The sequence below is a fragment of the Acanthopleuribacter pedis genome (assembly GCF_017377855.1).
Taxonomy (GTDB): Bacteria; Acidobacteriota; Holophagae; order Acanthopleuribacterales; family Acanthopleuribacteraceae; genus Acanthopleuribacter; species Acanthopleuribacter pedis.
This window is the reverse complement of record NZ_JAFREP010000005.1, coordinates 149087-162342: the sequence shown is the minus strand read 5'-3', so window position 1 is coordinate 162342 and position 13256 is coordinate 149087. Positions and strand designations below refer to the sequence as shown.

Sequence of the window (13256 nt, the reverse complement as noted above, 5' to 3'; positions counted from 1 at the left end):
TCGTGGGAAGATCATGGCGCACGCACCAATTCGTGATCGCGATGTTTGCCAGGAAGCGGGTTTTTCGTGTTTACTTGCTACAAAGGCCCTGTGTCCTGACTGTAACCTAAGAAGTGGGATGACTCGCGGTGATTTTCGCTAAACCTCTGGAGCGAAAATCCCACGCTCTTATCCCACTTCGGTGTTAACCGGAGCATCCAACCATGACCGAACCCAAGCTTTCCTTGATGGACACCGGCGACGGCTCGCACAGCCTCTACCATGCCGAACTGGATGAAAGTTACCATTCGCACCACGGCGCCTTGCGCGAATCCCAATACGTTTACATCGAACAAGGCTTGTCTTTGCTGCCCGACGCCCGACCGATCCGTATCCTTGAGGTGGGACTGGGCACCGGCCTCAACGTGATGCTGACGGTACTGGCGCAACGGGCACGTCCCGCGATCACGGTCGAAATGCTCAGCCTCGAGCCCTACCCGGTCCCAGTCGACCTCGTCGACCAACTCAATTACAGCGCCCTGCTGGAAAGCGATGCGGCGGACCAAGCGGTATTCCGTCAGATCCACACCGCCGCCTGGGACACCCCGACGGCGCTCTCCCCCGGCATGACCTTCACCAAAACCCAAAACCGGCTGGAAACCCAAATCCTGCCGGACAATCACTTCGATATCCTGTACTACGACGCCTTCGCGCCCAACAAACAAAGCGACATCTGGGCGGCGGCCAACTTTGAAAAAACCTTCGCGGCGACGCGGCCCGGCGGCTTGCTGGTCACCTATTGTGCGCAAGGTCAATTCAAGCGCGACATGCGCGCGGCGGGTTACCAACTGGGTCCACGCCTGGCCGGACCACCGGGAAAAAAAGAAATGGTACGCGGCGTAAAACCCAATTAATCCGGCGCGTTAACTTTTCCTAACCGTTCCCAAAATTCCTAACCCAACCCATCCTGCTTCAACGCATCAAACTGAACCATAGCAACAAATTAATCTGGCCTGTCCTTTGCTTTATGACCAACAGATCGCGATCATACGCGGTGATTTTGGCAAAATATCCGGGTTGTCGCGGCTCGCAGAAAAACGCCCTCCCCCTTTCACAAACCACGCCGCCCCAGATCTTTAACCAAAATCAGCCACGTTTTCCGCGCTTCCTCGGTCTTAAGAATCCATTGCACTTTTTGAGAGGCACACCATGAAACATCTTCTTTTTATCTGTTCTTTAATGCTTGCTTGCCTTGCCGCGGCCCAGGACCAACCCGTCCAGCTCGTTTATCCGTGGGTTTCCCACAACGCGCAGTTCACCTCGACGCTGTTTATCACCAACCACGCCGAACGCCCCGCTTCCCTGGTGATGATTGCCACCCGCGGCGACGGCACCCCCTTCACCGCACAGCATGAAATTCCCGCGCGCGGTTTCCTCAAACGACCCATCACCGAACTCTTCCCCAGCCTCGACGAGGGCTCCGGCCTCGCGGTTCAGGTTCGTGCCGAAAGCGACCAAATCACCGGTCGCTGGCTGACGTTTAACCGCCAAACCGGTTCCTCCGGTTCACCGGCCCAAGGCGTCGCGATCAAACCCCTGAGCCGCAACCACCCCGCGGTCGGCCAAATGATGACGCTGGATACGGTCGGCAGCGACGCCGAATTCACCTCGGCCCTGGTGTTCCTTAACCTGGGCGAACAGGAAACCCGCGTGACCCTGACCTTCGCCGACGAAAACGGCGATTTCCTCGAAACCTTCGCACCCATCGAGGTGGCCCTCAAACCCTACATCCCGGTTGCACAGCCGGTCACCGAATTGATCGGCGGCGATTTGGGCGACCTTTCGGTCCACGCGGTGTCCGAGGGTCAACCCTTCACCACGGTCCACTTTATGTTCAACAGCGCGGCCGAACCGGCGATGGCCTCGGGCTCAACCATCTACCCCGACGTGCGCGACGTCCAGCCGACACCCACCTCCTTCACCTTCTCCTTTGATAAAGGCGACCACGGCTTCGTCCACGGTTTCGCTGATTATCCCGCCGACAACACCGAAGTTTTTGAATTCAAAGGCGGCCTGGAAAACCTGCCCACACCTTACAGCGGCCAAGGCTATTTGATCTCGGCCCGCAACGCCTCGGATGATCTCTTTATGTACCTGAAACGCCGCATCGACGGTTTGGTTCCCGGCGCACGTTACGATGTCGCCATCGAAGCCGACTTCCTCAGCAACGCGGGCACGGGTTGTGCGGGCATCGGCGGCGCGCCCGGCGAATCGGTCACGGTCAAGTTCGGCGCGGTCAATCGCGAGCCGGTCGCCCTGCGCGGTCCCGACGCCTTCGTCACCATGGGCATCGACAAGGGCAACCAAACCCAAGACGGCAGCGAAATGAAAGCCGTGGGCGACGTGGCCACCGACGCGGATTGCTCGGGCTCGGTCTTTGGTGAAAAGTCACTGACCCTGGCCAGTCATCAAGTTGAAGCAGACGCCTGGGGTCGCATTTGGGTCATCGTCGGCACCGATTCCGGCTTCGAAGGCACCACCGATCTGTACTATCGCGCAATCGAGGTCAGCCTGAACCCGCTCCGCTAACCAACCCCAACACCCAAAACCAAAAAAGCCCCGGTCGTTGTGACCGGGGCTTTTTTGGTTTGGAGTAAGCGTGGTTTACAAAATCTCAAGCAGCTCGATTTCGAAAATCAACAAGCTGTTGGCGGGGATGTTGGGGGTACCGCGTTCGCCGTAGCCCAACGCGGGTGGGATGAACACTTCCCATTTGGAACCCACGGGCATTTCAACCAGTGATTCCTGCCAGCCCTTGATCACGCCGTTCAGACGGAACTCGGCGGGTTTGTTGCGCTTGTAGCTGCTGTCGAATTCCTTACCGTCGATCAAACGGCCGCGGTAGTGAACCTTAACGCGGCTTTCCGCGGTCGGTTTTTCACCGCTGCCTTGGGTCAGCACCTTGTACTGGATGCCGTTTTCCATGGTTTGGATGCCGTCTTTCTTTTGGTTCTCGGCCAAAAACTTTTCGGCTTTGACGGTGTTTTCGCTCAATTCTTTTTGACGACGGGCCTGCGCTTTGGCCATGGCGTAGGTGCGCAGTTCCGACATCACTTTTTGGATCTCTTCTTGGGAAAATTTGTTTTTGCCGGCGGAGCCGTCTTCAAAACCCTTCACAAACTCTTCAATGCTGATGTCGATGCTGTCCCGGCTCAGGCCTTCACCGTATTGCTGGCCCAAGATGTAACTAACTTTCATTTTGTCGGGAATGGCCGGTTCGGCCGGCGCGGGTTTGGTGGCGGGTTCTTGAAATAAGGATACGGCTAAAAGCACGGTGATAAGTGAAAACGACATGAATGTTCCTTCCTCATCGAACCCCAGCCTAAAAAAGCAGCCGCGGCCTTCAATGAGCTTGCTGGTCAAAGTTTTGGTGACTCGTGCGGCGGAAGCGTCGCGCACACCCCGAGTCAATGATTCGACGCTTTGTCGAGGCAGAGGGCCGGCTGGAAGCGAGCCTAGCCGCCGATTCTAACACCGGCGCGCGTGAGCCCCAAGGCCGATCCGCCGAGGCACCTCGATTTTCAAGAGAACCCGGCATTTCTCACTTTTTAGGCGCGGTCAATGCGTTTCGGTCACTCCCCTGCACAACGACCTCGTCCGTTGGAAAATTTTCAGCCCCTGCCACCATGCGGCATAAACCACCTAACCCTCTCGATTCCAGGATGATACTTCTCCGACCCTGTTACTGAATCCCCCCTCAACTTTAACCCTACCCTCTTGCACTTCCCGCCAATCTTTGGTACTTCAAGGAGTACCTACTCAATTTTGGCTGGCAAATCTTTCGCCCCATCACCTGAGTTCGCTGCCTGCCGCGACCTTTTCTCGCGGCCCGGCTCGTTTTTAGGGGTCATCCAATTCATCCTCGGAACCCGACGCCTCGGCGTCGTCCCATCCCATGTGCCGCAATCCGCGCCAATGGGGTTGGTCGCCCCGTGGCCGTGTCACATGGGATTCCCTTTCGCCCCAAGGGCGGTTTCATCCATTTATTTTCCAAGCATGCTCTCCGACAACTGCACGAAAGAACCTCCTTTGGATCCACCTGTTGTCGACCTCGCTTGGGCAAGCCTCAACCCGCTGTCGATGGCTTTCTGGTCCGGTTTCCCCACCTCATTCATGCACTACGAGGCTCTTTCATGACCAATAGTTCCAGCGACATTCTCGAAAACAGCGAACGGCTGCTCCAAGCTAAAGAAAGCCGTGTCCTCGACCAATCCGATTACTTCGAAAGCGTGGTCGGCCCCGTCCTGCACATCATCGGCAAGTTCATGGGCAACTCGCGCGTGGCGCTGTCCCTACCCGACAAAGAACGCGGCGAACTCGTCATGCAAACGGTGTACGGCCTGACGGTGGAGCAGCAGAAAAAAGGCCGTTACAAGCTGGGCGAAGGCATCACCGGCCGCGTCTTCCAAACCGGCGAACCGGTCAGCATCCTCAACGCCGCCGACGACGACGATTTCCTCGACCGCATCATGGCGCAAGGCCTCGAACCCAAGGACTACAAGTCCTTCATTTGCGTGCCGATCAAACGCGGCAAAGAAATGCTCGGCACCCTCAGCGCCGTCTGCGACATCCCCGACCAAAAAACCCTGGACGAGGACGAACAACTCTTGAGCGCCCTGGCTTCCCTGGTGGTCGAGGCCTTTAAATTACGCGAAACGGCACTGGAAGATAACCAGGACCTGCTGGCCGAAAACACCCGGCTCAACCAACAACTCAAGGCCCGTTACCATCCTGCCAACCTGATCGGCACTTCAAAAAGCATGATCGACGTGTACCAACAGATCCGTCAGGTCAGTCAATCCGAGGCCACCGTGTTGCTCCTCGGCGAAAGCGGCGTGGGCAAGGAATTGGTCGCCCACGCGATCCACTATGAAAGCAACCGCTCGCCCGGCCCCTTTATTAAGGTAAACTGTGCGGCTTTACCCGAATCCGTTTTGGAAAGTGAACTCTTCGGCCACGAACGCGGCGCGTTCACCGGCGCCATTAAAACCCGCAAAGGTCGCTTCGAACAAGCCCACGGCGGCACCCTCTTCCTCGATGAGATCGGTGACTTCTCACCCTCGATTCAGGTGACCTTGCTGCGCATCCTCCAAGAAAAAGAACTGGAACGGGTCGGTGGCGACCGCACCATTAAAGTTGACGTGCGCATCATCGCCGCCACCAACCGCGACTTGCAACAACTGATGAAAGAAGGCAAGTTCCGCCAAGATTTGTACTACCGCCTCAATGTATTCCCCATCCACATTCCGCCGCTGCGCCAGCGCAAACCGGATATCCCACCCCTGTGCGATCACTTTATTTTGAAGTACAACCGCATCAACGGCAAAAACATCAAACGCATCTCAACCTCGGCCATCGACATGTTGATGAGTTACCACTGGCCGGGCAACGTGCGCGAATTGGAAAACACCATCGAGCGGGCCGTCTTACTCAGCCAAAACGATGTGATCCGCTCCATCGACTTACCGCCGACCCTGCAAACCGCCGATACCACCCAAACCAAGGTCATCGGTTCCCTGGAACGTTCGCTCGAACACATGGAACGAGAACTGATCATGGACGCCCTGATTTCCACCCACGGCAACATGGCCAAAGCGGCGAAAGCGCTGGGGCTAACCGAACGAAAAATGGGTCTACGCGTGCGTAAGTACAACATAAATGTCAAAAATATTCGCGCGGGCAGTTAACAAGAACACCGGCGATCATCGGCGCTAAAACCATTTTAACAAGCACTTTAAGCGCCAAACTCAAGCTACCGGACCCATTCCTACACGGATGTAGGCAGGCGTTCGGTTGATGCTTCATGCATAAAAGGCAGCCCCTTTTGCCGCGATCAGACATAAACATTGGCGCACCGCGACATAGTCGCAAAAGGCAGCGCGGGTTTGTAAAACGACTTACCAGAAATGATTTTTCAGCGGCCAACCCTCTACCTCGTAAAGGGTTAGTAAATCACCTTTATTTTAAATAGGTTAACTAGCCGCCTGAATGACGCTTCACATTTTTGCCATTCCTACACGGATGTAGGACACTCGGCCCATTCCTACACATTCGTAGGGTTTTAACAAGCACCTCCCCGTCATCCCGGGCCGCTTTTTGCCAAAGCGCGTCAACAACAAAGCTGCATAAACTACTCGTTCAAAAGGGTTAACACATTTAAACACGTCTCACCTTTCACTATTGGCACAGATTCTGCCTTATAGGGGGCAACCGAACAGGTCGTTTTCACGAAACCTTGATTCAAGCGATCACAGGTGCTCATAGGAACCGCGCAACCCGTTCCCCACCCGCTGCCGGATCCATTTACCGATTGGAACCCCTATCACTTCCACGGCGACCGTATTATTCGGGATTCATCATTTGAGGAAATGCTTTATGACAGGGTCAAAAAAACTGCTCCTTTCACTGCTGGTTCTAACAGCAGCCCCCATGTGCTTGGCCGAGTCGGCCACCGTTTCGGATGAAATGTTCCGCATCAACAACACTTGGATGATGGTTGCCACCTTCCTCGTGTTCATCATGCACCTTGGCTTCGCTGCATTGGAAGCCGGCTTCACCCGCGCCAAAAACACCGTCAACATTTTATTCAAGAATGTATCCATTTTATGTATTGGCATCTTAGCCTACGCCTTGGTCGGTTTTAACCTGATGTATCCCGGCGAATCATTCGCCGGAGCTTTTTTCGGTTTTGCCGGTTTCGGCATTAACGCCGACAGCGCCGCTCTCACCAGCGCCTACAACGAAGGTTACACCTACTACACCGATTTCCTATTTCAAGCGATGTTCGCCGCCACCGCCGCCACCATCATTTCCGGCGCGGTCGCCGAACGCATAAAGCTCAGTTCCTTCATGATGTTCGCCACGCTGTACGTCGCCATCACCTACCCCATGGTGGGTATGTGGAAATGGGGCGGCGGCTGGTTGGCCGAAATGGGTTTCCACGACTTCGCCGGTTCCACCATCGTACACGGCGTCGGCGGCTGGGGCGCGTTGATCGCGGCCTGGATGCTGGGCCCGCGCATCGGCCGCTTCCACGACGACGGCCATACCGACATTCACGGTCACAGCTTGCCGCTGGCCTTTATCGGCGTCTTCCTGCTGTGGCTGGGCTGGTTCGGCTTTAACGGCGGTTCGGTGCTTTCAGCCGATCCCGGCGGGGTCTCGCTGGTATTGGTGACCACCAACCTGGCCGCGGCGGCCGGTGTGATGGGCGCCTTAATCGTGTCTTTCACCATGAGCAAAACCTATAACTTGGGCATGGTCCTCAACGGCAGCTTGGCCGGCCTGGTCGCCATCACGGCCGGTGCCGACGTCATTTCCCCCGCCATGTCGGTGATTGTCGGCTTCATCGGCGGCGTGCTGGTCGTGCTCGGCACCACCCTCCTTGAAAAAGTACGCATCGACGATCCCGTCGGCGCCGTCCCCGTCCACTTGATGTGCGGCATTTGGGGCACCCTCGCGGTCGGCATCTTCGGCAAAGCCGATCCCGCCGTCTTGGGTTACTCGCTTTCTTTCACCTCGCAGCTCGTCGGCGTCGCCGCCACCGGCGTGTTCTGCCTGATCAACGCGGGTTTGTTCCTCGGTCTTCTCAAAATGACCGTCGGCATCCGCGTCAGCCAGGAAGAGGAAACCCACGGCTTGGACGCTGCCGAACACGGCATTCAAGCGTACTCGCACCATCCCTTTACCACCCCAAACTAGTGGGTTTACACGGTTGATACCTCCGAAGTCGGGTGGCGGGACGACCCACCCAAAACCCGGCTTCCCCCCCCTCTCTTACCAAGCCTCTGTTCTCGAAATGCTCTGCTCTTTGACAAGGTGTTTAAGGTGATTGGCGGCGATTTCCCCTTCCGCCTCATTTGATCCAATCCCTTAAACCTTCTATTGGGAATTCGTTCTTGATCCCATTTTTCCCGGCCTCCCGTCGCGAGGGTTCTCCCCCCGAACCTGAACCCGAGCGACACCCGGTTGTCGTCCGGGGGCCTTCCCCCCCAAATCCCCTCGGGCGACAGCTTCCCCCTTAACTCGGCTTCGCGGGTCTTTCGCGCGCATCACACACAACCCATTTTTGTGGGTCATGCGCTCGAGGTTGGACCCGAGACCCGCGGCCATTCCCCAACCGAACGAAATAGGAAGATGAATTAACGTGACGCAAACGCAACCATCCAGGAACTCATGTCAGTGCGACGGACAAGCGACAAACCGGGTCGCCGCGTGCATGCTGTGTGTCTTGACATCGTGGGAACCAGCCCACGAGCGGTCTTCTTGCGTCGTATCCCTTGACCCCAAGTATGTCCGGCGGTGCCACACGCAAAACCTCCGGCATACCTCCTTCCTTCAAGCCGCCGATGGTCCGGTTCATCGGCGGCTTTTTTTCGTCCGGGCTCGTCTCACGCGGCGCCGTCTCCCCAACAGCCCGCCCCCCCCACAACGGCTTTGGCCCGCATGGCCCATCATGCGGGTAAACGACACAGGGTCCACGCGCTACCGGAAGCGTCCCGTCGCAAAGCCCCCGAACCCGCTTGAGGGTTCGCAGATATTTCCATAAGGAAGGATACGGAGCGATGCACGATTCATTAGTCCCCCAAGACACGCCAACCGCCTCATCATCTTCTCAACGTGATCAGTATTTTCCCGACGAACACAGCGCCTGTGGTGTCGGGTTCGTGACGAGCCGCAAAGGCGAGGTGACCCACGAAACACTCCAACAAGCACTTAAGGCCTTGGCCGCGGTAGAACACCGCGGCGCCTGCGCGGCCGACGGAACCAGCGGCGACGGGTCCGGCGTGATGACGGACATCCCCTTTGAATTACTCGGCCGCAAGCGCGGAGAAATCGCGGTCGCTTTTCTCTTTCTGCCGCAAAATTCCGAGTGCCGTGCCACCATTCGCCATTTGATCGAATCGACCTTTAGTTTCCTCGGCATGAACATCAGCACCTACCGCGAGGTACCCGTCAACGCCTCGGTCTGTGGTCCCATCGCCAAAGCCTCAATGCCGCGTATGGAACAGGCAATTATCGAACGCCCGCGCCACTGCCGCACGCAGGCCTCCTTTGATCAATTGCTCTACCGCGCCAAACAACTGCTGCGCTCGCGCGCCTGGAGCCAAGGCTGGAAAGGCCGTTATTTCTTCGCCTCGCTATCGACCAAAACCATTATCTACAAGGCGCTTACGACCGCGGCCGCGCTCCCCGAACTCTATCCCGACCTCACCAACCCCGCTTTTAAAACCCGTTTCGCCTTGTTCCACCGCCGTTTCAGCACCAACACCAACAGCACCTGGGACAAAGCCCAGCCGTTCCGCATGATCGGCCACAACGGCGAAATCAACACCATCGCCGGCAACCGTAGCTGGAGTTTTTCACGGGAGATGTCGCTGGGTTTACCGGAAGGCGAACTGATCACCCACCAGGACATCAGCGATTCCGGCAGCCTCAATGAAATGGTTGAGGCGCTAAAATTCCGCAGCAGTATCACGCGCCTGCCGGAAATTTTGTCGATTATGATTCCCCCCGCCAAGGCCGACAGCTCGTTTTACAAATTTTGGAGCCGCGCGATGGAGCCCTGGGACGGCCCGGCCTTGGTCGCCTTCAGCGACGGTGAAACGGTGGGCGCCCGCCTCGACCGCAACGGCTTTCGTCCCTGTCGCTGGTCAATGACGGAAGACCACTTCTTCCTGGCCTCGGAAAGCGGCACTTATGCCATCGAGCAGACGGATGTGCAGCGCAAAGGCAGCTTGGCGGCCGGCAGCGGGGTTTCCGTTGATTTGGGGAGCGGCGCGGTAAACTTCGGCGATCCCGGCGATAACGAAACCAACCGCAACGCCCAATTCGACCCGCGTTTGGTCACCTTGCACGAGGCGGACATCAGCCTGGAACCACTGCACCTCAACAAATTGCCCCTGTTCCAGTATGTCAAAGAAGACTTGGACCGCGTGCTAATCCCGATGGTAACCACCGGCAAGGAGCCGATCAGCTCCATCGGCGACACGGCGCGGCCCGCGGTTTTGTCGGACCAGCCCCGTTCCTTTTTTGACTTCTTCTACCAAAACTTCGCCCAGGTCACCAACCCCCCCTTGGATTATCTGCGCGAACGGACCGTGACCGACCTGAGCATTTACCTGGGTCGGCGCCCCAACATCTTCGCACCCAAGGAACTGATTCCCCCGGTCGAAAGCATTGAACTGCCCAGCCCGATTCTCAGCCTGAGCCAAATGGCCTACTTCGAAAAACAACAGCGGGACAACGGCCCCCAGGCTCACAAAATCGCCACCCTCCAGGCTACCTTCTCCCGTGCCGAGGGACCCAGCGCCATGATCGCGCGGCTTGACGCGCTGAGCTGGGAAGCCATCGACGCCGCCCGTCGCGACGTTTCAATTCTCATCCTCAGCGACAGTGATGCCGATTTGGAACACCCCCCAATTCCCAGTCTGCTCGCCTTGCGTTCGGTGGTCAACGCGCTCAACAAACACGGTCGCCGCCTGCAGGTCAGCGTGGTCTGCCACACCGGTGAAGTGCGCAACACCCACCACGTGGCGGCGCTGATCGGATTCGGCGCGGCGGCGGTTTGTCCTTATTTGGCATTAGAAGTGGCGCGTTACGAGAACAATCCCAAGCTCAACCGCCTCGACCCCACCACCAAAGAACACAACCTGATCCACGCCCTGGAAAACGGTTTGTTGAAGATCATGGCCAAAATGGGCATTTCGGTGGTGCGCAGCTACCAAAGCTCGAAACTCTTTACCCCGCTCGGTTTGTCAGAAGAACTGATCAACGAGTTTTTCCCCGGCATCAGCAGCCCGCTCGGGGGGCTTGGCTTGGAACAAATCGCACGGCGCCTGCTGGACCATACCCGCTTCAGCGAGGAACAACTGCGCGGCTACAAACTGCCCAACACGCACCAGTACAAGGAACACAACAAAGGGTTGGTCGGCGAAAAACACAGCATGACCAACACACGCAGCAAGCTGATCCACCAGTTGGCGCGCGAGACCGGGCTCGACCTCGACAATCCCATGCTGTACCAAGAATATGTGAAGCAGGGCCACCGCGACGAACCTGTCAACCTGCGCCACTTAATGACGCCCAAAAACGCGGAACAACCTTTGCCAATCGACCAGGTCGAATCGCGCGCGTCGCTGCTCAAACGCTTTGGTTCCGGTGCCATGTCGTTTGGTGCCATCAGCGCCGAGGCCCAGCGCGACATTTTTAAAGCAATGCGGATGATCGGCGGGCGCAGCAACAGCGGCGAAGGCGGCGAAAACCCCTACTATTACAGCGAAGGCGTCACCGCGCAAACCAAACAGGTGGCATCCGGGCGGTTTGGTGTCACGGCCCGCTATCTGGCCGACGCGGCCGAGTACCAAATCAAAGTAGCCCAAGGCGCCAAACCCGGCGAAGGCGGCCAATTGATGGGCATCAAGGTCACGGCCGATATTGCCAAGGCGCGCCATACGGAACCGGGCATTGACCTGATCTCACCGCCGCCGCTCCACGACATCTACTCGATTGAAGACCTCAAAGAGTTGATCTACCAACTCAAGCAGTTCAACCCCAAGGGCAAGGTCAGCGTGAAGCTGGTGGCGGGCAACAACGTCGGCACCATCGCCGTGGGGGTCGCCAAGGCCGGCGCCGACATCATCCAAATCTCCGGCGGCGACGGCGGCACGGGCGCGGCCCCGATGAGTTCCATGAAGCAGGCCGGCTTGCCCTGGGAATTGGGTCTGATTGAAGCCCACCGCGCCCTGAGCGAAAACAACCTGCGTTCCTCGGTCACCCTGCGCACGGACGGCGGCCTGAGCACGGGTCGCGATTTAATTCTGGCCGCGCTGCTGGGCGCGGAGGAGTTTGATTTCGGCAAGCTGTTGCTGGTAGCGCAGGGTTGCGTGATGGCGCGGATTTGCGAGAAAAACACCTGTCCCACCGGCATCGCCACCCACAATCCCAAATTCAAAGCCAAGTACAAGGGAACCCCGGAACACATCGTGACGGTGATGCACTTTCTCGCGGACGAAATGCGCCGCACCCTGGCGGCAATGGGTGCCGCCGATCTCAACAGCATTATCGGACGCACGGACTTGTTGACGATCGCGCCCCAACACGAGGCACTGAGCCAACACCTCGGCTTCAACCTCAGCTACTTCATGAAAAACCCTTATCCGACGAAAGAGAAAAGTGCCAACCTGTTCCACAAGGGGCTCAACGCCCTGAACCAACGCATTTTGGACGAAGCATGGGCGCCCGGGCAGGAGAACCAACCCGTACATTTGAGCTACGAGATCACCAACACCGACCGCGGTGTGCTGGCAAGTTTGGCCGGCGCGGTGGCGAGCCGTCAACACCAACGTCACCTCGACAGCTTGGCGCAAAACACCCCGGTCCCGGAAGAATCCCTTGCCGGGCAAACCAAGAACCTGGTGTTCCGCGGCAGCGCGGGTCAAGGGTTCGGCGCTTTCATGAGCGCGGGCATGCAGGTCCTGCTGTGGGGCGAAGCCAACGACAGCGTCGCCAAATCGATGAGCGGCGGCGATATGGTGATTCGTCCCGGTCAAGCGGTGCAATTCAAATCCCACGAAAACACCATTATCGGGAACTGCGCGGCTTACGGCGCCACCGGCGGCAAGCTCTACGTGCAAGGCCGCGCGGGTGACCGTTTCGCGGTGCGCAACAGCGGCGCCCTGGCCATTGTCGAGGGCTGCGGCTTGCACGCCTGCGAATACATGACCTCGGGCACGGTGATCATCCTCGGGGCCACGGGCGAAAACATCGGCGCGGGCATGACGGGCGGCAGCTTGTTTCTGCTCGATGCGACCCGTGGATTCGTCAACCGAGAGTACCTCACCCGTGTCCCGCTGGACACGGCGGAGGCGGCGGCCCTCAAAAACCACCTCGAGGACTACGTCCAACAAACCCAAAGCGAGGTCGCCACGGACCTGCTCGGCGATTGGCCGGCAAACCACGGCCGCTTCGCCAAGTACGTACCGGTCAAAATGGTGGCCGACGCGGGCTTTCCACGCGTGGTCGAAGGATAGGTCACACCATGAACGAATTCTAAGCGAGGCAGCCATAAACGTTTGAACGGATCCTGTTCAGCCCTACCTAATCAGTGTGGACAGGATTCGTTTGGTGCGCACACAAATGCGTGCATGGTACGACCTCGCTTCGAATTAAACCGCGCCGGGTCATCAATGCGACAACGAGAACGGGCCTTGCGCCTA

The 13256-nt window shown here is 57.9% G+C and carries 6 protein-coding genes; 5 read left to right on the top strand and 1 reads right to left on the bottom strand.

The features are described 5' to 3' along the window. Window positions 1-203: 203 nt before the first annotated feature. On the top strand, window positions 204-893 hold the full coding sequence (mnmC2, locus tag J3U88_RS07300; RefSeq protein WP_207857921.1) for a tRNA (5-methylaminomethyl-2-thiouridine)(34)-methyltransferase MnmC2: 690 nt from the start codon (window positions 204-206) through the stop codon (window positions 891-893). Window positions 894-1188: 295 nt separating this feature from the next. Further along, window positions 1189-2568, top strand: coding sequence for a hypothetical protein (locus J3U88_RS07295; protein WP_207857920.1), 1380 nt, complete (start codon window positions 1189-1191; stop codon window positions 2566-2568). A gap of 75 nt (window positions 2569-2643) precedes the next feature. On the opposite strand, the gene bamJ is transcribed toward J3U88_RS07295, so the two are convergent. Continuing rightward, window positions 2644-3333, bottom strand: a complete 690-nt coding sequence (gene bamJ, locus J3U88_RS07290) for a BamJ family beta-barrel-assembly machinery protein (protein ID WP_207857919.1) — start codon at window positions 3331-3333, stop codon at window positions 2644-2646. A gap of 839 nt (window positions 3334-4172) precedes the next feature. Here bamJ and J3U88_RS07285 point away from each other — a divergent pair. From J3U88_RS07285 to gltB, 3 genes are all read left to right on the top strand, one after another. Continuing rightward, window positions 4173-5726, top strand: coding sequence for a sigma-54-dependent Fis family transcriptional regulator (locus tag J3U88_RS07285; RefSeq protein WP_207857918.1), 1554 nt, complete (start codon window positions 4173-4175; stop codon window positions 5724-5726). A 742-nt stretch (window positions 5727-6468) separates the two neighbouring features. Beyond that, window positions 6469-7740 carry an ammonium transporter gene (locus J3U88_RS07280; RefSeq protein ID WP_423842042.1) on the top strand — a complete coding sequence of 424 codons (1272 nt, stop codon included), beginning with the start codon at window positions 6469-6471 and terminating at the stop codon, window positions 7738-7740. Between the two features lie 863 nt (window positions 7741-8603). After that, window positions 8604-13070, top strand: a complete 4467-nt coding sequence (gene gltB / locus J3U88_RS07275) for a glutamate synthase large subunit (RefSeq protein WP_207857916.1) — start codon at window positions 8604-8606, stop codon at window positions 13068-13070. Window positions 13071-13256 lie beyond the last annotated feature (186 nt).